At 57.7% G+C, this 22,544-nt stretch carries 36 protein-coding genes; 24 read left to right on the top strand and 12 right to left on the bottom strand.

Features of this window, described 5'->3' with window-relative positions:
- From AU11_RS04025 to AU11_RS03985, 10 genes are all read right to left on the bottom strand, one after another.
- Positions 1 to 330 (bottom strand): hypothetical protein, encoded by a 330-nt coding sequence (locus AU11_RS04025; RefSeq protein WP_156035125.1) that lies wholly within the window; start codon positions 328 to 330, stop codon positions 1 to 3.
- A 77-nt stretch (positions 331 to 407) separates the two neighbouring features.
- Complete coding sequence (locus AU11_RS04020; protein WP_051686937.1) at positions 408 to 1,244, bottom strand: DUF2303 family protein; 837 nt, start codon at positions 1,242 to 1,244, stop codon at positions 408 to 410.
- Positions 1,244 to 1,591 carry a hypothetical protein gene (locus AU11_RS04015; RefSeq protein ID WP_043316622.1) on the bottom strand — a complete coding sequence of 116 codons (348 nt, stop codon included), beginning with the start codon at positions 1,589 to 1,591 and terminating at the stop codon, positions 1,244 to 1,246. The genes AU11_RS04020 and AU11_RS04015 overlap by 1 nt, the downstream gene beginning before the upstream one ends.
- 32 nt (positions 1,592 to 1,623) lie before the next feature.
- Entirely contained in the window at positions 1,624 to 1,917 is a 294-nt protein-coding gene (locus AU11_RS04010; protein ID WP_043316620.1) for a phage antirepressor KilAC domain-containing protein, read from the bottom strand.
- Positions 1,914 to 2,069, bottom strand: coding sequence for a hypothetical protein (locus AU11_RS18240; protein ID WP_156035123.1), 156 nt, complete (start codon positions 2,067 to 2,069; stop codon positions 1,914 to 1,916). Before AU11_RS18240 ends, AU11_RS04010 begins: the two co-directional genes overlap by 4 nt.
- On the bottom strand, positions 2,066 to 2,470 hold the full coding sequence (locus AU11_RS04005) for a DUF6378 domain-containing protein (protein WP_197023757.1): 405 nt from the start codon (positions 2,468 to 2,470) through the stop codon (positions 2,066 to 2,068). Before AU11_RS04005 ends, AU11_RS18240 begins: the two co-directional genes overlap by 4 nt.
- Complete coding sequence (locus AU11_RS04000; protein WP_051686936.1) at positions 2,467 to 2,781, bottom strand: hypothetical protein; 315 nt, start codon at positions 2,779 to 2,781, stop codon at positions 2,467 to 2,469. The genes AU11_RS04005 and AU11_RS04000 overlap by 4 nt, the downstream gene beginning before the upstream one ends.
- Positions 2,778 to 2,993 carry a hypothetical protein gene (locus AU11_RS03995; RefSeq protein WP_043316618.1) on the bottom strand — a complete coding sequence of 72 codons (216 nt, stop codon included), beginning with the start codon at positions 2,991 to 2,993 and terminating at the stop codon, positions 2,778 to 2,780. The genes AU11_RS04000 and AU11_RS03995 overlap by 4 nt, the downstream gene beginning before the upstream one ends.
- Positions 2,990 to 3,178, bottom strand: coding sequence for a hypothetical protein (locus AU11_RS03990; RefSeq protein ID WP_043316616.1), 189 nt, complete (start codon positions 3,176 to 3,178; stop codon positions 2,990 to 2,992). Before AU11_RS03990 ends, AU11_RS03995 begins: the two co-directional genes overlap by 4 nt.
- Positions 3,175 to 3,519: a LuxR C-terminal-related transcriptional regulator gene (locus AU11_RS03985; protein ID WP_043316614.1), complete on the bottom strand. Its 345-nt coding sequence runs from the start codon at positions 3,517 to 3,519 to the stop codon at positions 3,175 to 3,177. Before AU11_RS03985 ends, AU11_RS03990 begins: the two co-directional genes overlap by 4 nt.
- 65 nt (positions 3,520 to 3,584) lie before the next feature.
- Here AU11_RS03985 and AU11_RS03980 point away from each other — a divergent pair, with 65 nt between their 5' ends.
- Positions 3,585 to 4,829 (top strand): exonuclease domain-containing protein, encoded by a 1,245-nt coding sequence (locus AU11_RS03980; protein WP_051686935.1) that lies wholly within the window; start codon positions 3,585 to 3,587, stop codon positions 4,827 to 4,829.
- Positions 4,830 to 4,839: 10 nt separating this feature from the next.
- On the opposite strand, the gene AU11_RS17665 is transcribed toward AU11_RS03980, so the two are convergent.
- Entirely contained in the window at positions 4,840 to 5,427 is a 588-nt protein-coding gene (locus AU11_RS17665; RefSeq protein ID WP_197023756.1) for a helix-turn-helix domain-containing protein, read from the bottom strand.
- A 119-nt stretch (positions 5,428 to 5,546) separates the two neighbouring features.
- Between AU11_RS17665 and AU11_RS03970 the strand changes: the two genes are divergently transcribed.
- On the top strand, positions 5,547 to 5,813 hold the full coding sequence (locus AU11_RS03970) for a YdaS family helix-turn-helix protein (RefSeq protein ID WP_043316612.1): 267 nt from the start codon (positions 5,547 to 5,549) through the stop codon (positions 5,811 to 5,813).
- A 219-nt stretch (positions 5,814 to 6,032) separates the two neighbouring features.
- Here the strand turns inward: AU11_RS03970 and AU11_RS03965 are convergent, their stop codons facing one another.
- Positions 6,033 to 6,242 (bottom strand): hypothetical protein, encoded by a 210-nt coding sequence (locus AU11_RS03965; RefSeq protein ID WP_043316611.1) that lies wholly within the window; start codon positions 6,240 to 6,242, stop codon positions 6,033 to 6,035.
- Positions 6,243 to 6,376: 134 nt separating this feature from the next.
- Between AU11_RS03965 and AU11_RS03960 the strand changes: the two genes are divergently transcribed.
- The 22 genes from AU11_RS03960 to AU11_RS03855 all read left to right on the top strand — a co-directional run bounded on the left by AU11_RS03960 (position 6,377) and on the right by AU11_RS03855 (position 22,542).
- Positions 6,377 to 7,408: a PriCT-2 domain-containing protein gene (locus tag AU11_RS03960; protein WP_081847919.1), complete on the top strand. Its 1,032-nt coding sequence runs from the start codon at positions 6,377 to 6,379 to the stop codon at positions 7,406 to 7,408.
- Positions 7,405 to 9,156 carry a DUF5906 domain-containing protein gene (locus AU11_RS03955; RefSeq protein ID WP_051686933.1) on the top strand — a complete coding sequence of 584 codons (1,752 nt, stop codon included), beginning with the start codon at positions 7,405 to 7,407 and terminating at the stop codon, positions 9,154 to 9,156. The genes AU11_RS03960 and AU11_RS03955 overlap by 4 nt, the downstream gene beginning before the upstream one ends.
- 336 nt (positions 9,157 to 9,492) lie before the next feature.
- Positions 9,493 to 9,837 (top strand): hypothetical protein, encoded by a 345-nt coding sequence (locus AU11_RS03950; protein WP_156035121.1) that lies wholly within the window; start codon positions 9,493 to 9,495, stop codon positions 9,835 to 9,837.
- A 169-nt stretch (positions 9,838 to 10,006) separates the two neighbouring features.
- Entirely contained in the window at positions 10,007 to 10,228 is a 222-nt protein-coding gene (locus tag AU11_RS03945; protein ID WP_043316606.1) for a hypothetical protein, read from the top strand.
- On the top strand, positions 10,215 to 10,682 hold the full coding sequence (locus tag AU11_RS03940; protein ID WP_043316604.1) for a lysozyme: 468 nt from the start codon (positions 10,215 to 10,217) through the stop codon (positions 10,680 to 10,682). Before AU11_RS03945 ends, AU11_RS03940 begins: the two co-directional genes overlap by 14 nt.
- Positions 10,667 to 11,155, top strand: coding sequence for a lysis protein (locus tag AU11_RS03935; protein WP_051686932.1), 489 nt, complete (start codon positions 10,667 to 10,669; stop codon positions 11,153 to 11,155). Before AU11_RS03940 ends, AU11_RS03935 begins: the two co-directional genes overlap by 16 nt.
- Positions 11,155 to 11,541: an HNH endonuclease gene (locus AU11_RS17660; RefSeq protein ID WP_051686931.1), complete on the top strand. Its 387-nt coding sequence runs from the start codon at positions 11,155 to 11,157 to the stop codon at positions 11,539 to 11,541. Before AU11_RS03935 ends, AU11_RS17660 begins: the two co-directional genes overlap by 1 nt.
- A gap of 94 nt (positions 11,542 to 11,635) precedes the next feature.
- Complete coding sequence (locus AU11_RS03925; RefSeq protein WP_043318102.1) at positions 11,636 to 12,097, top strand: phage terminase small subunit P27 family; 462 nt, start codon at positions 11,636 to 11,638, stop codon at positions 12,095 to 12,097.
- Positions 12,094 to 13,752 (top strand): terminase large subunit, encoded by a 1,659-nt coding sequence (locus AU11_RS03920; RefSeq protein WP_043316601.1) that lies wholly within the window; start codon positions 12,094 to 12,096, stop codon positions 13,750 to 13,752. The genes AU11_RS03925 and AU11_RS03920 overlap by 4 nt, the downstream gene beginning before the upstream one ends.
- Positions 13,749 to 14,990, top strand: coding sequence for a phage portal protein (locus tag AU11_RS03915; RefSeq protein ID WP_051686929.1), 1,242 nt, complete (start codon positions 13,749 to 13,751; stop codon positions 14,988 to 14,990). Before AU11_RS03920 ends, AU11_RS03915 begins: the two co-directional genes overlap by 4 nt.
- Positions 14,983 to 15,789, top strand: a complete 807-nt coding sequence (locus AU11_RS03910) for a head maturation protease, ClpP-related (RefSeq protein ID WP_051686928.1) — start codon at positions 14,983 to 14,985, stop codon at positions 15,787 to 15,789. Before AU11_RS03915 ends, AU11_RS03910 begins: the two co-directional genes overlap by 8 nt.
- A gap of 85 nt (positions 15,790 to 15,874) precedes the next feature.
- Positions 15,875 to 17,047 carry a phage major capsid protein gene (locus AU11_RS03905; RefSeq protein WP_043316598.1) on the top strand — a complete coding sequence of 391 codons (1,173 nt, stop codon included), beginning with the start codon at positions 15,875 to 15,877 and terminating at the stop codon, positions 17,045 to 17,047.
- Positions 17,048 to 17,129: 82 nt separating this feature from the next.
- Positions 17,130 to 17,684: a hypothetical protein gene (locus AU11_RS03900; protein ID WP_043316594.1), complete on the top strand. Its 555-nt coding sequence runs from the start codon at positions 17,130 to 17,132 to the stop codon at positions 17,682 to 17,684.
- Positions 17,681 to 17,983 carry a head-tail connector protein gene (locus tag AU11_RS03895; RefSeq protein WP_043316592.1) on the top strand — a complete coding sequence of 101 codons (303 nt, stop codon included), beginning with the start codon at positions 17,681 to 17,683 and terminating at the stop codon, positions 17,981 to 17,983. The genes AU11_RS03900 and AU11_RS03895 overlap by 4 nt, the downstream gene beginning before the upstream one ends.
- Positions 17,968 to 18,318, top strand: coding sequence for a phage head closure protein (locus tag AU11_RS03890; protein WP_043316590.1), 351 nt, complete (start codon positions 17,968 to 17,970; stop codon positions 18,316 to 18,318). The genes AU11_RS03895 and AU11_RS03890 overlap by 16 nt, the downstream gene beginning before the upstream one ends.
- Positions 18,311 to 18,754, top strand: a complete 444-nt coding sequence (locus tag AU11_RS03885) for an HK97-gp10 family putative phage morphogenesis protein (RefSeq protein ID WP_043316587.1) — start codon at positions 18,311 to 18,313, stop codon at positions 18,752 to 18,754. Before AU11_RS03890 ends, AU11_RS03885 begins: the two co-directional genes overlap by 8 nt.
- A complete protein-coding gene (locus AU11_RS03880; RefSeq protein ID WP_043316584.1) occupies positions 18,751 to 19,110 on the top strand; it encodes a DUF3168 domain-containing protein in 360 nt (119 codons plus the stop codon). Before AU11_RS03885 ends, AU11_RS03880 begins: the two co-directional genes overlap by 4 nt.
- Positions 19,111 to 19,125: 15 nt before the next feature.
- A complete protein-coding gene (locus AU11_RS03875; protein WP_043316581.1) occupies positions 19,126 to 19,323 on the top strand; it encodes a hypothetical protein in 198 nt (65 codons plus the stop codon).
- 56 nt (positions 19,324 to 19,379) lie between these two features.
- Positions 19,380 to 19,790 carry a phage tail tube protein gene (locus AU11_RS17655; RefSeq protein ID WP_051686927.1) on the top strand — a complete coding sequence of 137 codons (411 nt, stop codon included), beginning with the start codon at positions 19,380 to 19,382 and terminating at the stop codon, positions 19,788 to 19,790.
- A gap of 3 nt (positions 19,791 to 19,793) precedes the next feature.
- A complete protein-coding gene (locus AU11_RS03865; protein WP_043316579.1) occupies positions 19,794 to 20,207 on the top strand; it encodes a hypothetical protein in 414 nt (137 codons plus the stop codon).
- Positions 20,207 to 20,473, top strand: coding sequence for a phage tail assembly protein T (locus tag AU11_RS03860; protein WP_043316576.1), 267 nt, complete (start codon positions 20,207 to 20,209; stop codon positions 20,471 to 20,473). The genes AU11_RS03865 and AU11_RS03860 overlap by 1 nt, the downstream gene beginning before the upstream one ends.
- A gap of 14 nt (positions 20,474 to 20,487) precedes the next feature.
- On the top strand, positions 20,488 to 22,542 hold the full coding sequence (locus AU11_RS03855; RefSeq protein WP_043316572.1) for a phage tail length tape measure family protein: 2,055 nt from the start codon (positions 20,488 to 20,490) through the stop codon (positions 22,540 to 22,542).
- Positions 22,543 to 22,544: the final 2 nt, after the last annotated feature.

Here is a 22,544-nt window from a genome sequence, read left to right as displayed (position 1 = left end):
TTATTTGCCCCAGATGCGACAGCCGCGCATCCATGGCTTGATGCCTTGGTGCATCCAAGTGCTGTACCAGCTTGTCATGTAAAAGCGGTAGCCGCTTGTGAAGCTACGCCAGTAATTGCGGGGAGTGTGAACTTTTCGAAATTGATCTTCGTGTGCCTCAACTCGGCCTTCACTTCTGGAAAGTGTCCAGACTGGGCTCTTTACGCCCTGCGCCAACATCCACACCTGGTTCTTGAAAACGACTTCGTCGCCGAGGTTGTAATTAAAGATCCAGCGAAAAGACAGGCGGATGATGAACAGGCGCCAATAAAGGGCTTTCAGCTTTTGCATGTAATTTTCCCCAAAAATGGGCCCCATACCGGCGGCCCTAACGGTCTGACGATTGCGCGGAGCGCGGTTTAAAATTGTTATCGGTTGAGTGCGAAGGCGCCGAGGTAGATGGGCGCACCGTCCGGTAGGGCGGCGTTGATCAGGCCTTTGAATTCAAACGCCATGGTTTCTTCGTGCTCTTCCAGTTTGATAATGCGGGCTACCAGTACCGGCTGTTTTTCACCGGTGAGGATGCCGACGCGCAGCTGGAAGGTGCGTTCACCGAGATCCTTGTAGGGGTTGCAGGTAAATTCCAGGAAGGCCGGTAGCTGGTCTTCGCTCTTGGCTTCGATGGATTCCATCGCGCTGCGGCTGGCGCCGAAGCTGCGCACTTCTGTATCGCTTTTGGCGGTGGCTTCGATGGTGATCCGTCGGATAGCGGCGATGGCTTTGCTGAGGTTCAGCTCCTCGCCCTGGCTGTCGGTGGCTTTCAGGTGATCGCGCCAGTCTTCCATCCATTCTGCGAAGTCCTTCTGGCTCATGCGCGTGCCGTCGATCTTCAGCAGGCTTTTGAAAGGGGCGGTCTTCACTTCGCACAGGCTTGCGGTGTGGTCACCGTGGCCGGGCTCGCCGTCCAGTTCGTAGAGATTGAAGATCGCTTTGGCGGTCATGCTTTCCGGCTGAACAAATACCTGGGTGCCGCCTGACATTTCGCTTTCATTGGCGTGGTAGTAGGCTGCGAAATCTTCCAGAGAATTGGTTTTCAGGTCGGCGCGGAAGCGATTGCGGTGCTCCTGCAGGTGCTCGATGTTTTGGATATCGCAATTGTTCGGCACGACGACGGCCGACAGGCTTTGCTCTCTCAGTCGCGCGGCGGCTTCAATTGAAGGTGCGTTTTCTTGTATGCACTGGATGGCGCTGGCGTCCATAGACATCAGTTGGTTTCCTTTTGTTTGGCTTCTACTTCGCCGGTTCTAGTAAACATCTGGTGTTGGTTTTCCGGGAAGAAGGTCATGCGGCCGCCTTTGCCAACGTGCATGGCGGTCTTGGTGACGTTCTTCTCGGTGCTCTCGCCGTTGCGGCGGGGGATGGTGTACTTGAGCGTGTGCTGCACGTTCACCTGGCTGCTGCCCAGCAACTGGATATCAAAGTCGATGGTGACCTTGCCTTTCTTCTCGTTGTCGCAAACTCCGGCGGCAACGTCGCTGAGTGCGCGGGAGAGCTTTTCAGCGAATACCCCTGCATCCAGATCGGTGATGAACTCTTCTACGTTGGTGCCCATGGATTCCTCCGTTGTTATGAATGTCGGGGCGGTTAGCTTGCGCTGGCCGCTTCTTCAGCTTCGCGGTCCAGCAGATCGTCGATCCACACCAGGCCTTTGGCGGTGACCTTGGCGGTGGTGTGGTTTACGCGCACCGGGCCGCGGTAGAACTGGGAGAGGTGCGGGTGCAGTAGTCCCTGCTCGACGGCGGTTTTGGTGGGCGCACACTCCATGCCTTGCCGGGTGTGCAGGTAGCCGTGATCGCGCAGTTTCTTGATCAGGGTGTTGCGGCCGATGCCGAGTTGGCGCGCTGCCTGGGTGAGGGTGAGTACCTTTTCTTTGCTCATGCGGCTTTGTCCTCTGGTTGTGCGGTGTTGCCGTGCAACTGCTCGGTGAGCTCGGCTACGTGTTCCCTTAAGATTTCCAACTCCAGTTTTTGCGCATCCTGGCGGCACTTGAGCTCTTCCATGATTCGCAGAATTTGGCTGAATTCACTCACTTGGGCTGCCGTTCCTTCGCGGCGGCTTCACCGGCCAGGCCGAAGTAGGCGGCGCCGTCTTCGTAGTCATCGGGGGTGAACTTGCCCTGGCTGGATCGGGACTGCTTGAGCAGGACCATGAACATCCAGCCTTCCTCTTCAGTCAGGTCTTTGCCGTAGAGTGCATTGAAGGCGGCGACAGTTCTGCCCATTGACTTCTCGCCATCGGGGGCGTCGCGTTGCTCGGCGCGGTCACGCATGTGCTTTGCTCCCTTTTCGAGAAAGGCGGGGGCGCTGTAGTCGGGCTTGCTGCCGTGGTGATGCACCTTCAGCCGCTCCATATCTCTTGTCATTTGCTCGGCGAGATTGCGCGGTGTCACTCCGCAGTTGTCTATTTGGGGGTTCTCGTCGTAGTTGCTCATGCGGCCACCTCGGTACTACTGGCCTTCAGGTGTACCCAGCGGTCGTGTAGGGCCATGAAGCGCTTGTCGCCGTTCTTGATCACGGTGTGAGGCTCGTGGCCGTGGTAGCGCAGGGTGATTACGCGTATTGCATGGCGGTAGTTGTCCGCATCCAGGCGGGCCAGTTCGGCAACCGGCAGGGTGAAGTCGTAGCTATTCCAAGCGCTGAGCAGTACCTGTGCGGCGACTTCGCTGCTGCCGCTCTGGTAGCTCTCAATTTTCAGCAGGGCCTCGACGCTGTCGGCGGCATCGGTGAAGGTCATTGTGTTCATTGGGTTGCTCCTAGTGGGCGGCCCCACCGTTCGCGGATGTGTTTTGCCGCGTGGCGGCGATTGAATGCCGCTTTCACGGCCAGCAGACGGTATTCCATTTCAGCTTCAGCGTTGCCTTGGCGCTCTGCGCGGCGGGCGCGCTTTACCCAGAACTGCTCTTGCTCCTGCCAGTGCTGCTCGATCTCGCTGATTACGCGATTCTGGGTGCTCACGCGGCATCGCCTCCGAAAGGCGGCCAGTCGTTGTTGGGCTGGGTAACCACGCGCACCAGGCGCGGTTTCGGCTTGGCCAGCTTCACGTTGCCTTTGCCAGTCGGCACCGCCATCAGGCCGGTGCTGCGCTCCAGATTGCGCACGTTTTCCACGCTGAGTGCGCTCGGGTGTATGTACACGTTCATGCGAGATCCTCACGGTTGCGGATGCGAATGGTTCGAATGGTGGGGCGGCGCTGGAAGCGGGTGCGCATCTGTTCGCTCGCGTCAGGACCGACGCCGGCGAGGATGGTGGCTACCAGTGCGAATTGGATCAGGCCCTGCTGTACCGCTTTGGCAACGGCGTCGACGGAGCTGCGGGCGTGGAGCTTGAAGAAGCACTCGGCCATCAGGTTGCTGACGTTGCCCACGGAGCACCCCATCGCCGCTGCTGTTTCAGCCTGCGACAGGCCACGCGCGCGGTGGGTGAGCGCTTCGGCTTGGCGTGGTGCCAGGGGGCGGTAGGTTGGGGTGGTTTTGGGTTGCATTTGCGATGCCCTGCTTATGGTTGATAAGCGCAATATAAGCAATCTTATTTTTAGGGTCAATAAGTTTGCTTATATTTCAGTTTGCTCGCTTCAGGGCAGATTTGCACGTTGGTATTCTTGTGATTGCCGTCACAAAACTAATAAGGGGGATACCGGTGGCAATGGATAGCTATGTGTCGAGCTTGTCGTTCGTTGCGGTGGACGTGGAGACCGCAAACTCTGATGTGTCGAGTATTTGCCAGGTTGGGGTGGCAATCTTTGAGGGTGGTGAGCTGAGGGATACTTGGCAGACCTTGGTAAACCCTAAGTCTTCATTCGATGGGATGAATGTTTCCATTCATGGAATTACGGAGAAGCATGTACGCAAAGCTCCGGTTTTCAAAACGATCGCACCAAAGCTTCGAGATCTACTTGAAGGGCGTGTGGTTGTTAGCCATACGGCATTTGATCGATCGTCGCTGACGCGCGCGCATGAGGAGGCCGGGCTAACCGCTCCAACCTGGGAATGGCTGGATTCTGCCAAGGTTGTGCGCCGGACATGGCCGCAGTTCTCCCGGCGGGGTTACGGGCTGGCTCCCGTCGCGGAGCACCTGAAGATTAAGTTTGAGCACCATGATGCGCTAGAGGATGCCCGAGCATCTGGGGAAATACTTCTGGCATGTGCGCATGAGCATAAGTTGCCACTTCCGGATATCGTCAAGCTCAGTAAGCGCAGGATCCCTTTTTCCGAGCCGAAGCTCGCGGCGCAGACGCCCAGAGAGTTGGGCTCCTTGTCTGGTGAAGTTGTAGTGTTTACTGGTTCTCTCAATACGTCTCGTATGGAGGCGGCGAATCAGGCAGGTCTGGCAGGCGCTACTGTGGCGAATAATGTCACCAAGAAAACAACCGTTCTTGTGGTGGGAGATCAAGATTTACTGCGCACGAACGGTGAGGAAAAAAGTGGCAAGCACCGTAAGGCGGAAGAGTATAAGGCGCGTGGGCAGGCTATAGAGATAATCGGGGAGGCTGAGTTTCAGCGACTTGTAGAGGTTGCACCGAAGCCCCGGAAATCCTCGCCAAAGCCTAAACCGCAAACCGCTGCTCGGCCTGCGAAGGAAGCTCCCCCTCGTGCTAGACAGCCAGTTTACCTGGATGCCTCCTCGGGGCCGGTTATTGAGGATGCGAGAGAGGTGGGGCCCGGGTTAGGTCTGGGAATTGTTGTCTTCCCCTACATCTTTGCCTGGTTTCTGCTGAAGAAGGGATACAGTGCGAAGGCAAGGGTGCTGGCTTTTCTCTGGATGGGGTGGGTTGTCTGGACCGCGATGGGCTAATAGATGCGTGTCACTTTTGGCCGGTCATCAGTTCTAAGCTGCTTCTGAGTACATTTGCGTGCTCTGCCGTGAGGGAGCCATTGCGGGCTCTCTCTCTGATTACGTTAATCAGCTCCTGGACCTCTTCGGGCAGTGTGTGGTCCTGCCTAGCACCGTACTGTGTCCGCGGCTCGCTCGTTCCGGGTTGGCTGTGGTCTACTTCTAGCCAACCTGTTTCAAGCTGTAGGCGGCTCTCCAGTTTCCGGGCAACCCGAGCGCTTATGATGGCTGTCCCGTCGAGTAGGCGCTCGAAATCAATGATCCCGCTGGCCGCATCGGCTAATTTTTCCGGTCCTACCTGGGTCAGGAGTGTGTCGATGTTCCTGATTCGGTTGTCTGCCGGGCCATCTTCAAACATGGCTCCTTTGCCAGTAGCAAGCCAGGTAGGGCTTACTTCCAAGTATTGCGCGAGCTGGATTAAGTGGCGACTGCTGTAGGATTTGCCTCGCTCCAGATCGCTCAAGGCTGGCTGGGTGATGCCCACCTCAGCAACTACTTCCCGCTGTGTTTTTTTCGCGGCAACTCTGGCTGCTTTTAGCCTGTCTTTCAGTTCCAGCACGTGTGCAAGCCCCATAGGTTTCGTGAGGGTATGTTATAAGTCGCCCTATATCCCATCTAATAAGTTTGCTTATCGATTGCCTGTTGACGCGCTGATAAGTTTGCTTATATTCTCGCCGCATGAACAAACTTAATCAGGTCGAAGAGGCCGCCAAGAAACTCGTTGAGCACTTCGGTGGCCAGGTGGCTGCGGCGAACGCCCTGCAAGTAAAACAGCCGACGATTAGCAATCTGGTTCGTGGAAAGCACGGCGCTTCTGCTGAGCTTGCGTTGCGCGCGGAGCTGGCAACGGGCGGTGCGGTAAAGGCTTATCAGCTGTGCCCGAAATTGGCTGGGCTATATGGCGGTCGTCCTGAAGAGCCTGAAGAAGTTCGAGAGGCAAGTTAACCGGCCGTGGGTTGGTCGGTGAGAGAAGTACAAAGATAACCATTATCCATTCCCCAATCTGTATTTGTTATGTGGCCATTGTGCCAACGGACGTGGGGCATTGTGATTGATCACTACAAATGGATGTTTATACAGGGGTGCCAGATGGCAGCGAACGTCACTTTGAAAGCGAAGGCCGATATGAGCGCTATCAGCGCCGGCCTCCGCACCTTGGCCGATTTACTCGAACATCGATCCGAGGTCGGCAAGTTCCTTTTCAGCCTGCCGGATCTCGCTGAGCGCCTCTTTTGCGTCAACCATGATAGTTGCTCCGCAGAGGCAGGTGAGCTGGTTCTGTGTTTTGAGCCAACCGATTGTTTTCACAGTCTCGTGGCTGCACTGAGGGCAGGGGACGCTGATCTCGGCGTCATTAAAAACATCCTTTGTCATTCTTCTGATTCCTGTAGTTCGTGAGTGTGGGCTTTCGAGCATAACGGGGATGGCGACACCTGCCCAGTGGTGTGACAGCCGGAGAGACGGCCTTTTCTACGCGCACTGCGCGCGAGTCTTAGGGGGATTTCTTTATGCATGATCAATGTACGCTGGACGATGTGTGCCGGGCGTTGAGTTTTCTCGACCCTGAGTGCGACCGGGATACCTGGGCGCGGCTGGCTATGGCGATCAAGTCGGAGTTTGGTGATTCCGGTTTTGATGCCTGGGACGATTGGAGCAAGGGACACAGTAAGTACCGCGCTGCAGATGCGCGCTCTACCTGGAAGAGTGTGCGCGGTGCTGGCGGTGTTGGCATTGGTACGCTGTTTGCCCTGGCGAAGGAACGGGGCTTTACCTTCGAGCGCCGTGAGCTCACTGCAGAAGAGAAGCAGGCGTGGGCCAAAGAAAAGGCGGGGCGCGAGCGTCAGCGCGAGATTGATGCCCAACGTGAAGAGGCGGAACGCCAGCAGGAGCGTCGGCAGGTAGCCGATCTCGCGCACCTGATCATCGGCGATCTGAAGCCGGTGGGTAGCAGTGAGTACCTGGGACAGAAGAAGATCCAGTCTCACGGTATGAAGTTTTTCCATTCCCCGGTGCTGATCGTGCACAGGGAAGGCGGGCCGGTACGGGTGACCGATCGGGCCGAGATCAATGCGTTTTTCAATATCCCCAAAGAGCAGCAGCCGAAGTTCCACTATTTCAAAAAGGGGTTCTTTGCGCTGCCGCTAGTCGATATCGACGGTAATCTGTGGAACCTGCAGGTGATCACGCCGAAGGGTAAGAAGCTGTTTCTGCGCGGTGGTCGCAAGAGTGGTCTGTTTGCCTGGCTCGGTCAGCCGGATCCGCGTATGCCGTTGGTGCTGGTGGAGGGCTTTGCTACTGGTGCCAGTGTGCGTGAGGCGACGGGTTGCCCGGTGGTGGTTTGCTTTGATTGCGGCAACCTGATGCCGGTGGCGGTGCAGTTGCGTGAGCGCTACCCGGACCAGCACTTGGTGTTCGCTGCAGATGATGACGCGGGTACCAAGGATAACCCGGGCGTGAGCAAGGCGAGAGCGGCGGCGAAGGCAGTGGGTGGTGCGGTCTGGATTCCGTCTGAGGCGGATGCGTTGGAGGACGCCGCGTGACAACAGAAAATAAAAAAGATCAGGGATTGGATTTTAACGATATTCACTGTCGGCATGGCCTCGGGGAGGTGAGGCGGCAGTGGGATCAGTTTATATCTAGGGTCCAGGCGGGCGCTGACAATGTGATTGTCTTCCCGCACCCATCTCAAGCGGAGGCCGCGCCGGTACCGGGTGCTCCGCCGCTGGATGATATCCCGCCTGAGTATTCTGAATCTGAAGCTGCTGAATCTCCCGCACCCTCTGTTGTTGCGGAGGCGCGCGAAATTACCTTTGAGGATGCACTGAAGCGTTTTGCGCTGATTTCTGGCACTACCAAGGTATGGGACGAGCATTTGCATCGTGAACTGAAGGCTGCTGCGTTCCGTGCGGAAGTAGGGCCCAAAGTATGCAAAGAGTTCATGGATTCCACTGAAAAGCGCAAGGTGCTAGAGCTCGATGTGAAGCGGTTTATCGCTGCGCGCCAGGCCGCCCACAAGGGGGCCGGGGGAGTGGGCGAGATGTTGGAGCGGTTTACCTATCTTGAGGTTTCCGATACGGCGTGGGATGCCAAGCGGCGCACGTTGGAGCGATTGCAGGATATCCGCCACGCATATCCCGATTCGTATGACATCTGGTACAAGCACCCGGATCGCCGCATGGTGGATAAAGAGAATCTGGTGTTTGACCCATCGCGCCAGGTGGATCCGGATACGCATATCAATATGTTCCGCGGTCTGCCTCTGAAGCCAAAGCGAGACGACAAAAAGTGTCGACATATCCGGCATCTGCTGTGGCAGTTGTGCAATGAGGATAACGAGGTTTGGGAGTGGTTGATCCGCTGGCTGGCGTACCCGTTGCAGCATCTCGGTTCAAAGATGGCGTCGGCTGTGTTGATGCATAGCTCGGTGCATGGATCGGGTAAGTCGCTGTTCTTTGATGTGGTGATGCGTGCGGTCTACGGTGAGTACAGTCGGACGCTCGGGCAGCAGCAGATGGAAGGGCAGTACACGGACTGGATGTCGAACCTTCTGTACGGTGTGTTTGAGGAGATTTTTTCGCGGTCGAGCAAGTACTCGCACCAAGGATCATTGAAGCAGATGATCACCGGCAAGACAGTCCGGATTGAGAAGAAGTTTGTGAGCGGGTGGGAAGAGGCGAACTATATGAACGCTGTCTTTCTCTCGAACGAGATCCTTCCATTCCCTGTTGAGGGTTCCGATCGTCGATTTCTGGTGGTCTGGCCTGAGAAGAAGTTATCTGAAGAATTAAAAAAGGCGGTACCGGCTGAGCTCGAATATGGCGGTGCTGAAGCCTTTTATGCCTGGTTGTTGGCGGTGGACCTCGGTGACTTCCATCCTCACACGGAGCCGCCGGTAACGGCTGCTAAGCAGAGCCTGATTGACTTCGGCTTGCCGAGCTGGGAGCGGTTCCTGAAGGAGTGGAAGGCGGAAGAGTTGGATGTACCGTACTGTAGCTGCCTGACGAATGATTTGTTTGTGGCCTATGCGATGTGGTGTAAAGAGTCGTATGCTGGTTCGCCGCTGCGACGCGACAAGTTCCTGGAGAATGCTGCCCGGGAGTTGGATCGCAAGCCTAATCGTTATTACGATTCCCCTGGCGGGTTTGGCAAGCCACCGAAAAAGAGTGTTACCGGTACTTTCTTCTTTGTGCACGAGCAGCCGCACGACAAGACCCAGCACGAATGGCTGTCGGAGTGTGTGAAGTATTTCCGGGATCATATCGGTGCCTTTGCGGAGGTAACCCCATGATGTCTCGGAGTGCTTCGGAGGGCATTCGGAGGCCTTCTTGTGACCCCCTCCGAGACTGCAGCCCGCGTCATATCTGCGTTTCAGAGTTTTTCGGAGACCTCGGAGGGGTTTTTCTCGCGCGCGCGTACGCATGTGTGCGCGGATTATTAACTCTCGACTTCCTAATCTATAAAAAATTTTTTCGCGTGCGTGAGGCGTTGGGTATCCGAGTCTCCGAAATTCACACAATATCTAATAACCATGCGGTCTGTAGTCTCGGAGGGGGTATAAGTCCTGTCTCCGAATTGTGTCCGAATGTATCTGAATCAGAAATTAAAACGGCAGGGGGCAATTAGGATGATTGAGCGTGTACATTTTCGGTTTCAGGAGTGGGCTGCTGCAGTGGAGGGTGTTGGCTGCGGGTCTGTCTTGGGGAGTCTTGGCATGTCGGTTGGTTCAGGTAATGCTGAAGGCACAGTGCCGATCAATTCAGATGTGCGAGAGGTTGAGCAGTTTGTACTGGAGCTGCCTGAGGATCTGCGGCGCTCTGTAATGCTTTTTTATTTGCCGCCGTATTTGGGGCACGGTCAAGCGGCGAAAAAGTTGGGTATCTCGATGAGTACGCTTTATCGACGCATTGATGGGGTGCATGTTTTGTTTAATGCGAAGCTGTTGCGCGGTGTTCTACCTAAAGTTTCCTGAAGGGTGTTGACCGCGTGACAATGAAGTGATTGAATGCAGGCAAGCTAGCATTGCTGGCTTCAGAGAAAACCCGGCACCCCCGCCGGGTTTTTTCGTTCATGGACCCCAATCCATCCCTATTCGACGGCGCCCTAGTGGCGCCGTTGCTTTTTCTGGCTAGGAGAAGTCAATGAGTGCAGCGCAGACTGTCGCGGTAGAAGGTGCGAAAGTCGGGCCACCGTTGGCAGTGATGGGGGCAAAGTATTTTGGCATGACGGTTGATGATTGGATTCAGTTGCTGACCGTTCTGTACCTGCTGGGTTTGGTGCTGCATCAGCTTCCAAAGCACTGGCAGGCTGTGAATTCTTTTTGGCGTTGGGCCAAGGGTAAGTTCGGCGATGCGAGTCAGTAAGCGAGTTGCGGCTATTGCTGCTGCCGGTGCGCTGAGTGTTGCTGCGCCTGTCGTTATGCAGTTTGAAGGACTGCGCACAACGGCCTATCTCGACCCGATTCAAATCCCGACGGTTTGCTATGGCCATACGCTGACGGCGTCCATGGGCCAGACGAAGAGTGTTGCCGAGTGCGAGCAGCTGTTGCGGGATGATATGCAACAGGCGCTCACTGGATTGGCCGCCTGCGTTGAACCTGAACTGCAGCCGCACGAATGGGCAGCTCTAGTGAGCTGGTCCTACAACGTCGGTGCTGGTGCTGCATGCGGATCGACGCTGATGCGGAAATTGAATGCGGGCGCGGCGCCTGGTGAATGGTGCCCAGAACTGCGCCGGTGGGTTTATGCCGGCGGTCAACGGCTGGCGGGACTGGTTCGTCGGCGTGAAGCGGAATTGCAACTATGCCTGGGACGCTGAGACAAAAGGTTCTCGTCGCTTTCCTGGCGTTGGTGGTGGCGTTCAGTGCTGGCTGGAAGGTTCAGGGCTGGCGTCTCACGATCAAGCATGAGAAGTATCGCCGTGAGCAGGCGGAAGCGCTGAATGAAGCGCGTGACCTAGTTGATCGGCTTGAATCCCTGTACCGGAATAAAGTGGCGACGATCGATGCGCGCTACACCAAGGAGCTGAAAGATGCACAAGCGGAGAATGACCGTCTGCGCGCTGATTTGCAGCGCGGCGCTATCCGGCTGTCAATTCCTGCAAAGTGCCCCGCAACCAGTGTGCCCGGCAATCCCGGCACCACCGGCAGCACTAATGCAACCAGCAGAGCCGACATTGACGAGCGAGCTGCTGCAGAAATTCTCACGCTCACCGAGCGAGGAGATAAAGCAATCCGACAACTGAGTGCGCTACAAGAGTATGTGCGCTCGGTTTGTATTGGTGGTGAGTGATGCCGGTCAAGGCTAAGACGCCGTGTCGCAAGTGCAAGCGTGCGCATTCCAATAGCAACGGTTACTGCGACCAGCATCTGGATCTGGCGACTAACTGGGGCGCATACCAGAAGCGCCTGGGTGAGCAGGCGAATCGCCGGTACAAAAGCAAAGAGTATTTACGCAATCGCGAAATCGTAAAGCGATTGGCGAACGGGCTGTGCGAGCACTGCACAAAGCTCGGTCGTGTCACTGAGGGCACTGAGTGTGACCACAAGGTGCCGCGATCCCGTGGTGGTTCGGACGATGTCGGTAACCTTCAATGGCTCTGTAAGTCGTGTCACGCACGGAAAACCGCACAGGAAGGCGGCGGCGCAAGAGGGGAGGGGCGGGTCAAATCTCTGTGACCTGATCCACCAACACCGCCGCCATGGTTAAAATTTCATATTGGCTAAATTCAGGTAGGGGGGGTATCCGTTAAGGGTGCTCTCTTGGATCACTATGTCAGCAGGTAGACCTCGCAAAGCACCGCAGCTGAAGGTGCTCGAGGGTAGTTTTCGCAAGGACCGTGATGATCACGGTGCTGCGCAATCAAAACCTGTTGGGCTTCCTCCGTGTCCTGTTTGGCTTCCGCGCACCGCGAAGAAGTATTGGAAGGAGATCGGCCCTCAGCTGGCGAATGCTGGCTTGATGTCACTGCTGGATACCGCTGCCTTCGCTGCCCATTGCGACTCCATGGGCAAGTTCGAGGAGGTGACGCGCAAGCTGAAGACCCTCGATGACATGATGGACACGACTCCTAACGGCCTGCAGATCCAGAGCGCTCTGTTCACGATCCGCAATAAGTTGTGGGACCAGGTGCTGAAGTCGGCCAGCGAGTTCGGCCTGACCCCGGCAGCGGCTAGCCGCGTAAAGGCGCCGGAGCAAAAGCAGATGTCGCTGGGTGGCTTTGAAGACCTGTGAGCAAGCGGTATGCGGACATCGCGCACGGCTATGCCCGTGACGTGGTCTCCGGGAAAGTCATTGCGTGTGAGCACGTTAAACGCGCCTGTGAACGGCAGCTCGCTGATCTGGATCGCGACTGGGATTATTTCTTTGTCCCGGAGCTAGCAGACCGCGTCTGCAAGTTCGTGGAACTGATGCCCCACATCAAGGGCGAATGGGCTGGCAAGAAAATCACCCTGGAACCCTGGCAGGTTTTCATCCTCAGCGTCATTTTTGGCTGGGTGGATGAGCACGGCAATCGCCGCTTCAAAACGGCTTACGTGGAAGTACCGCGTAAGAATGCGAAGTCCACGTTATCGAGCGGTGTTGCTCTGTACTGCCTCGCAGCTGACGCGGAGGCTGGTGCGGAGGTTTACAGCGCGGCCACTACCCGCGACCAGGCGCGCATTGTCTGGGCCGATGCCAAGCGCATGGCCGAGCGCAGCCCTGGGCTGCAGGCGCGCTTCGGTGTAAAGACCAGTGCCCACGCAGTATTTGTTGAGGACACGGCCAGCACGTTCAAGGCGCTGTCCCGAGATCAGGGCGGTAACCTGGACGGCCTCAACGTGCACTGCGCGATTATCGATGAGCTGCATGCGCACAAAACCCGGGAAGTTTTCGACGTTATCGAGACGGCCACCGGTGCACGAGCTCAACCGCTGTTGTGGTTGATCACCACTGCCGGCTTCAACCGCTCTGGTATCTGTTACGAGCAGCGCAGCTACACCGCCAAGGTGTTGAACGGTGCGGAAAAGGACGAAGAATACTTCGGGATCATCTATACCCTCGATGAGGACGATGACTGGACTGATCCCAACTGCTGGGCCAAGGCCAACCCTAACTGGGGTGTCTCGGTAAAACCGGCCGACATCGCGCGAAAGGCTCGCAAGGCCATGGCCATGTCCGCCGCGCAGAATAACTTCCTCACCAAACATCTGAACGTGTGGGTGAACGCCGACACAGCGTGGATGGATATGCGCGCGTGGGATCGCTGCGAATCAACGCGCACCCTGGACGAATTTGAGGGCCAGACCTGCTGGATCGGTCTCGACCTCGCTAGTAAAACCGATATCGCCTCCATGGCGATACTGTTCAAGCGCGACGGCAAGCTGTACGGCTTCCTGCGCAACTACTTGAACGAGGCAGCTGTTGAGGATGGCCGCAACAGCCAGTACTCCGGCTGGGAGCGCGACGGTCGCCTGGTGGTGACCCCCGGCAACGTTACCGACTACGGCTACATCGAGCGCGATCTGATGGAGTTCGCCAGTCGCTTCCGGATCGAGTGTGTGGCCTACGACCCATGGCAGGCCGAATACCTCTCACAGCGGCTCGCTGAAGAGGGGTTGGAAATGCTCGAGTACCGTCAGACGGTGCAGAACATGAGCAGCGCCATGAAAGAGTTCGAGGCGTCAGTACTCTCCGAGCAGTTCCAGCATGACGGCGACCCGGTATTTACCTGGATGGTCAGCAACGTGGTCGCCCATGTGGACGCCAAGGAAAACATCTACCCGCGCAAGGAAATGCCGGAAAACAAAATCGATGGCGTGGTAGCCATGCTGATGGCATACGGTCGCGCCCTGCTGGAGGAAGACACCACCAGCGTCTATGAAACCCGAGGCATTCGCTTCCTATGATTAAACAGCTGCGCAACCTGTTCTCGCCCCGTGCCGAGACCAGCACGCTCAAGGCCCCCAGTGATGACCTGCTGGAATCACTGACCGGGCCACAGTCCGCCGCGGGCAAATCCGTGACGCCGGACACGGCGATGCGCGTGGCTGCGGTGTACTCCTGTGTGCGCCTGTTGTCGGAAACCCTGGCGGCACTGCCGCTGAATGTGTACCGCAAACAGAGCGACGGCAATCGCGAGGTGGCCACTGGTCACCCGCTGCAGATGCTGCTGCACGATCTGCCGAACGAGGAAATGACCTCGATCGATTTCCGTACTCAGCTCATGGCTTCGCTGCTGTTGCGTGGTAATGCCTTCAGCGAAGTCGAGCGCGATCGCGCTGGGCGCCTGCGCGCAGCTTGGCCACTGAACCCCGACAAAATGCACGTGGCTCGCTCCGATCGCACCAATCGGCTCACGTTCGAGTATCACGACAAGGGCATTCAGACGATCCCCGCATCACGCATGTGGCGAATCGCCGGCCTGTCTACCAACGGCATTATTGGTCTGTCGCCAATCAGCCAGGCGCGCGAGGGCATTGGTCTCGCCCTGGCATTGGAAGAGCACGGCGCCCGCCTATTCTCCAACGGAGCGCGCCCCGGCGGCACCCTGGAAGTTGAGGGGAAGCTTTCCGACGAGGCCTACGACCGCCTGCGCACCAGCTGGAATAATCGGCACCAGGGCGGCGCCAACGCGCACCGCACCGCGATTCTCGAAGAGGGTACCAAGTGGAAGCAGATCGGCATGAGCGCCGAGGACGCCCAGTTCCTGGAAACCCGCAAATACCAGCGCAGCGAGATCGCAGCCATCTTCGGTGTGCCGCCGCACATGGTCGGTGACCTCGACAAGGCCACATTCAGCAACATCGAACACCAGTCCATCCAGTTTGTCGTGTACAGCCTGTTGCCGTGGCTCAAGCGCATCGAGCAGAGCATCTTCCGCGACCTGCTGTCGCCGATGGAGCGGCAGGAGTACTACGCAGAGCACAGCGTGGAAGGCCTGCTGCGCGGTGATGCCAAAGCCCGCTCAGAGTTCTACAAAAACCTGTTCAATGTAGGTGCGCTCAGCATCAACGATCTGCGCCGCCTGGAGAATATGAACAGCATCGAGGGCGGCGACGAACACTGGCTGCAAGTCAACACCGCGCCGATCACCGTGCCGCGCTCAGGCAGCGGCAAGACCACCACCGGAGAAAACAATGCGTAAGTGGTATGAAATCAAGGCTGCCGCCGACAATAGCAGCGCCGAGGTCTATATCTACGACTACATCGGCTACTACGGCGTGGAAGCCAAGGCCTTTATCGATGAGCTCAACGATCTGGACGTAACCAGTATCGACCTGCGCATCAACACCCCGGGTGGCAGCGTGTTCGAAGGCAATGCCATCTACAACGCGCTGAAGCGCCATAAGGCGAAAATCACCACCTACATCGATGGCATCGCCGCCTCTATGGGCTCCATCATCGCCCTGGCCGGTGAGAAGGTGGTGATCGCCGAAAACGCCATGTACATGATCCACAACCCGTGGACCAGCGCATACGGCGACGCGCGCGACCTGCGCAAAACGGCTGAAACGCTCGACAAGCTGCGCGAGTCCATGCTCAACATCTACCACGCCAAAACCGGCATCGAAGAAGATGCACTGGTGGCAATGCTGGACGAGGAAACCTGGCTTACTGCCAGTGAGTGTGTGGAGCAAGGTTTTGCTGATGAGACTGTCGAAGGTGTTTCGGCTGCAGCCAGCTTCGAGAAAGACAAATTCAAAGGCTGCAAGCGTGTACCCGAGCAGCTGGTGTCTGAGCCGAAGCAGGCTGCTCCCGCCATCCAGATCAATGGCGATCTCGGCGGGGCCAGCGCTGAGCAAATTGCGGCGGCGCTGAGTAAATTGATTTCCGAGAGCGATCAGTCTCTGGAACAGCCTGCTGCAATCGAAGCAGAACCCGAAGTATTCAACCACCGAACCCCGCTCTACGAGCGTCTCACCGAGATCGCCGAGCGAACCTGAATGCGAGCAGGAGCGTGTCCGCGCTTCTCGCAAATCCCCACCGGCCTTGAGCCGGTTTTTTTATGTCCGAAAAACGGAGAACCCCATGAGTAAATTGCTCGACCTACAGCAGAAGCGCGGCCAACTGGCAGCGTCCATGCGCACCCTGGTGGACAAAGTCGATTCCGCCAAAGGCATGACCACTGATCAGGAAACTCAGTGGAACAAAATGAATGACGATCTTGTTGCACTGGATAAGCAGATTGCACAGCTCGAAAAAATGGAAGAAATCGAGGCGCGTATGGGCGAGGTTCCGGACCCTGCCAATCGCCCGGCCCCGGAGGGCAACACCCCGGTCAATCCGCTGGCCGCCACTGACTACGTCGATAATTTCGAGACGTACGTGCGCGCTGGCATGAACACTGATGTACGTGCCGCACTGACCATCGGCACCGACTCCGAGGGTGGCTACACCGTGCCGGAGTCCTGGTCCAACATGCTGATCCAGAGCCTGGCGGACAACGTGGTCATGCGCAGTATCTGTACCGTGATCGGTACCGGCGAAGACCGCAACTTGCCGCTGGTGGCAGACAATGGTGCTGCTGGCTGGGTCGGTGAAGGCGGTTCCTACCCTGAGAGCGATCCGGCGTTCGCTGGCGCGATCCTCAAGGCTTGGAAGCTGGGTCGCATCACCAAAGTCTCCGAGGAGCTGCTGCAGGATTCTGCGGTGAATGTCGAGGCGGAAATCGCTCGTATCTTCGGCTTCACCTTCGGCACCGCTGAAGAGGCGGGTTTCATTGTTGGCGACGGCACCGACAAGCCCACCGGTGTGACCGTGACCGGTCAGGTCGGCAAGACCGCCGCCAGCGCCACCGCAATCACCTACGACGAGATCGTGGATCTGATCCACTCCGTCCGCGCGGTGTATCGCTCCAACGGCAGCTTCCTGGTGAAGGACGCCACCATGGGCATGCTTCGCAAGCTCAAATCTACCGATGGCATCCCGCTGTGGCAGCCGTCTGTCGCCGCCGGTGTTCCTGACACCTTCCTTGGCCACAAGGTTTACACCTCCGAGGCCATGCCAGCTGTTGCCACCGGTAACAAGTCCATCGCCTTCGGCGATTTTAAGCAGTACTACATCGCAGACCGCGGCGGCATCGTGATGCAGCGCCTGAACGAGAAGTACGCCGATACCGGTCATGTTGGCTTCCGCATGCGCAAGCGTGTCGACGGCAAACTGCTGGTAGCAGAGGCGGTCAAGACCCTGCAGCAGGCTTAAACCTGACGCAGTAGCGCACTGACCGAACAGCGCCCGGTCCGGTACCGGGCGCTTTCACTATCGGATAACCCGGAGAGAACCGATGTCCGCAAAATTCAAACTGGTACTGCTCACCAGCCTGGTAACCGCCTTAGATAGTTTTGCCGCTGGCGACGACTATGAAGCGGGTAACGATGAAGCCTGGCAGATGATCCACGACGGCATCGCCGAGCTGAAAAACCCGAAAGGCAAGAACAAGCAGGAGCCGCCGCAAAAGCCTGCTCGTATCGCCAAGGCAGAAGCCGAGGCTGCCGCGAAGGCGGAACATCAGCTGGAGCTAGTGCCGGTGCACGCCGAAGGCAAAGAGCTCAATGCCGCACTGGAAAAGCTCGCCTCGCTCCGAGCGGCCAACACCAAACAGGGCGAGCAAGTTACCCAGTTGGGCAACACCGTGGCGCAGCAGGCCGAGTACATCGCCACACTGGAAGCGGAGGTGGAAAAGCTCGAAGGCGAGGTGACCACGCTTGAAGAAGAAAAGGTCGCACTACAGGAAGAGCTGGCCGAACTCAAAGCGGCAGGCGAGCAAGCCGCTGAACCGACCGCGCAAGAAGCGGACGACAAAGCTGAAGCCGACAACGCCGGAGGCGAGCAACAGTGATCTTTGATCTGGAGCTGGTGAAAAAGCATCTGATCGTCGAGCACGACGATGACGATGCCTACATAACCTCGCTCTGTGTTGCCGCTGAACAGCAGTTCAATCAGTACACCGGCCGCGTGTTGTATGCCGAGGGCACTGATCTTGGCGAAGCCGAAGAAGGCGCGCTCACGGTGACCGAGAACATCCAGCTCGGGGCAATGGTTCTGGTGGGATCGTTGTACGAAAACCGCGAGGGCGGCGGCGCTATGCCGCTGCCCACCCGTATGCTCTGGGATCCGTACCGATGGCTAAACGTCTGAAGATAGGCCGCCTGCGCGACCAGGTGCGCTTCGAACACTTTACCGAAACCGACAATAGTCTCGGCGAGCCCGAGCGCAACTGGGTGGAATACCTCACCTGTCGCGCAGAGGTGCTGCCGGTACGTACCGGTGAGGGCATTGTTCAAGGGCAGGAGCTCGCCACCAGCGAGGTCACCATCCGCGTGCGCACAAGCAGCCAGAGTCGCGGCATTACCAGCGCCATGCGCGCGGTCTGGGGAGGGCAGGTGCTGGACTTGTCGCCGCCGCGCAAAGTCGCCGGGCGTGACCGCTATCTAGAATTTACCGGACTCAATCGGAGCACCAGCGATGAGTGATGGCAGCAAATTTAATGTGGAAGGCCTCGGCAAGCTAAACAGAGCGCTGCTGGGGCTGGACGCTAAGACCGGGTCTGCGGTACTGCGCCGAGCCGGCCGCCAGGCGATGAAGCGTGTCGAGACCGCGATGCGCAACGGTGCCAAGGTGGACAGCGGTGACCTGCAGGATTCCATCGGCATGCGCGCTTCCACCGCGAAAGGTAAAAGCCGGGATCGCGTGGCTCGTATCACCGTGGGGCCACTCAAAAAATCCAAGGGCCGTGGCGATAACAAGCGTGACCTCCACAACACCAACCAGAAAGCCATCGCGCAGGAATACGGCAACGCCAAGCAGTCGGCCAAGCCGTTTATTCGCCCGGCTCTGGAAAACAATATCGACAGCGTCCTGCGGGACGTGATCAATGAAGTCAGCAACGAGCTCACCAAACTCAAATGATCGAGCAGAACCTGAACACCTGGTTGCGAACCCTGGGTGCCGCCACCGTGCGCCCGTTACTGTTGCGGAAAGGCGACGCGGTGCCGGGCATCGTTTACACGCCGGTGGCCGCACGCGCGCCACTGGGGATCGATGGATCGTCGCGCACCCGAGTCGACCAGATTCAGGTGGATGTGTGGGCGGTGTCCTATCGCGAGGCGAAGGCCCTGGCGAATGCTGTACATGGAATCAACGGCTTCGCTGGCGACTTTTTCGGGCAGCAAGTTGGACTGATCGAAACCAGCACAAATTTTGAAGAGTACGACGAGGAAGCACACCGCTATCGCGTCAGCATCGACCTCACCATATACACCTAATGCGGAGCACCACCTATGAGCAGCAAGGTTGCAACTAAGAAAGTCAAGATTACAGCCCCCTGCATGGCGCGCGGTAAACCTGCACCGGTGGGTACAGAACTCGAGTTGCCGATTGTCGAGGCCAATCAGCTGATTGGTACGCAGCGAGCGCGCGCAGTGGCAGCGCAGCCCGCGGCCGCGCCGGCAGGGACACCAAGCAAAGAATCCAAGTAATCAGGGTTGCCACCCGGATTGCGCCCCATCTCATTTAGACAAGCGAGAGTATAACCATGACACAAGGTTACAAAACGCAGTTTCACCGCAGCGATGACGGCACGGTTTACACCCAAGTGGCGGGCCTGCTGGATATTGACCCCGGTGAAGAATCCCGTGGCTCCGACGACGTGACACCGATTGACGGAACCAGCGGCTACATGGATTTCGATCCTGTTGGCTTGCGCGATGCGGGCGAGGTGTCCTGCATTTTTATCTGGAATGAGGGTGACGCTGGCCAGCAGGCGTTGCGCGCGGACTTCGATGCCGACACCAATGTCAACTACAAGGTGGTTTACCCGGAGGGCACTGAAGTCGAGTTCGTCGGCCATATTACCGGCTGGGGGCAGGCCACGCCGAAGGATTCCAAAATCACCCGCACCGTGAAGTTCAAGATTTCCGGCAAACCCACCGTGACGGCGGCGTAAGTCATGAGCCTCTTCTCTGCGCCGCTGTTAAAGCGGCAAGCCGTCACCTTTGCGGGTTCCGAGTTCGAGTTGTTTGAGCTGAGTGCATTCGACCGCTGTGAATACTTGGAGAAAACCACCGGGCATATTGCGGTGCCGAAGAATGGCGAAATCACACAGCCGGAAATGGAAACGCTCGGCCAGTTGTGGGCGCTGCGGCGTGAGGATGTCAGTGGGAAGTTATTGCTGGTGGCCTATGCGCTGAAACCGGGTCGGGAGGAATCGTTGGATGCTTTGCACAGGGAGTTGTGTTTCAACGTGGCGCCTGAGCAGATCGATGGGTTGTATGTGCCGGCGGCAAAACTTTCCGGCTTGTATGTAGAGCCTGACGTGAGCGATGACGGTGACGAACACGAGGATGCTGAAAAAAAAGGCTAGTGCCGGGCTTTATATTTGCCCGGCAGCTCGCCCGTGATTTCAATCGCCCCGACTATTTCAATATGCTGCGCAGCATGAGCAGCACCGAACTAGATCACTGGTACAGCTACCACCGTGAGAAACCCCTGCACGGTGATGCGATACAGTTGCAGCTCGCCCAGATTGCCGCTGGAACCTGTGGCGGCAAGGTCTCCGACTACATTCCCGAATACCGTCAGCCCAAGTCGATCAACGATCAGATTGCGATTTGGAAATCTATGGCCTGACCTGAGAGAAGCAAATGGCTAAAACTGCGACCATCGCTACGCTCGTTGCCAATCTGGAAATGAATTCCGCCAGTTTCCGCAAGGAAATGGATCAGGCGCGCGCGCGTACAAAAAACTTCACCAAGGACATGCGCAACACGAAGGCGGCGAACGACGGCTTCACGCGTTCGTTGCGCGGTGCTGCGCAGGGCGTGGTGGCCATTGATGGCCCACTGGGTGGTGTGGCTGGGCGCCTGTCTGCAGTGAATGGCTTGGTGACTGGTGGAAGCCTGGCGTGGGCTGGGCTGGGTGTCGCTATCGCTGGGGTCACCGCGGTGATGTACAAGAGTGTGCGTGCTGGCGAGGAGATGGAGCGGCAGCAGCTAAAAATTGAGGCGTTGCTAAAAGCCACCGATAGTGCGAGTGGTCGTACAGCTGCACAGCTTGATCTGCAAGCCCGCTCTGTCGCTCGAAATACCCTCGCAAGTGTGGCTGGTGTTCGGGATGCGCAGGCGGTACTGCTCACCTTCAAGAGTATTCAGGGTGAGACCTTCGATCGAGCCATCTCGTTATCACAGGATCTGGCCGCCGTAATGGGCGGGGATGCCAAGAGCGCCGCGCTGCAACTGGGTAAGGCGCTGGAGGAGCCCAGTACCGGACTTACCGCACTACGCCGTGCCGGGGTCAGCTTCACAGAGGCTGAGAAAGAACAGATCAAGGCGATGGAAGACGCTGGCCGGGTCGCTGACGCGCAGCGCATGATCCTTGCGAAGCTGGCGCAGCAGGTGGGTGGTGCGGGTACTGCTGAGGCGGGTGGCCTATCCGGGCAGGTCGATACGCTGAGCCAGAACTGGCAGGAATTCCTGGAGGCACTGAGCAAGACCGATGAGGCATCAAAAGGTGTAGGTCTGCTTGCCAAGTTTGTCGAGAACCTGCGACGGGGCGTGGCGCCCACAGACTTGGAACAGCAGGAACTCCAGTACAAGAAGCTGCATGCTCAGTACGTTTTTCACCAGCAGCAATTGGCCAAGGCTGAAGCCGATGGCGTTCAGATTCAGATCCAGATTCAGGGCAAGAAGGTCGAGGAATACCGCGCGAAGCTACAGGAAATGCAAAGCGCGCGAATTGACTCTCAAAAGAAAGAATACGCCGATGTGGTTGCTGCAGAAGAGGCGGCTGCAGCGGCTCGTGAACAGGCGCAGCGCGAGCGCGCGGCCGCAGAGCTCTCCCGTCAGCAAGAGGCAGGCGCTGCGCAGCTGGTACAGCTGGATCAGTTTCTCGCAGACAAGCAGGGAAAGCTGCAACTGGAGCACGAAGAGCGGTTGCTTCAAATTGCGAATCTGCAGCTTTCCGAGCAGGAGCTTCAACGGCGCGGCTATGAATCGATTGAATTGCTGAAGGAAGAGTACCGACTGCGGGAGCAGGAACGCTACGAGCTTCAGCTTGAGGAGCAGCAGCGACGTATTGAAGATCGCCACCAGCGTCAGCTTGATGCTGAGCGGCGCCTTCAGGATCAGTTGACCTCCGAGCAGGAGCGACAAGCACGGGAGCGTGCGCGCATAGAAGCCATTGCTGCGCAGGAGCGCGAGCGGATGGTTGGCAATATGTGGACCAATCTTGAGTCGCTGACGTCGAGTAAAAGCCGCAAGTTATTTGAAATTGGCAAGGCGGCTGCGATCGCCAACGCGGTTATCTCCACCTACGAGTCTGCCAACAAGGCGATGACCACGCTGCCCTGGCCCTTGAACCTGGCCGCTGCCGCTGCGACTACCGCCGCAGGCTTGGTGCGAGTTCAGGCGATTCGCTCACAGCAGTTCAAGGGCGGCGCTCAGAGCGCCGCCGCAGGAGTTAGTTCTGATGTAAGTGTTGGGGCCGGCTCGAATAGCACAGCCCCGCGAGAACCCGCGATTGGTCCTACCGAAGAGCGCGAGTACCAGCAGCCGGGAACTGTGGTCAACCTCACCATTGCGGGTGATTTGGTCGGTGACAACGCTCAGACAATTGCTCAGCAAATCACGACCCTAATCGCCGAGCAGGATCTTGTAATCATTCCTAGCGGTAGTCGTCAGGCACAGGAGCTATCAGGGTAGGC

This window comes from Microbulbifer sp. HZ11, assembly GCF_000708675.1.
Classification (GTDB): Bacteria; Pseudomonadota; Gammaproteobacteria; order Pseudomonadales; family Cellvibrionaceae; genus Microbulbifer.
This window is presented reverse-complemented; position numbering and strand designations above follow the sequence as displayed.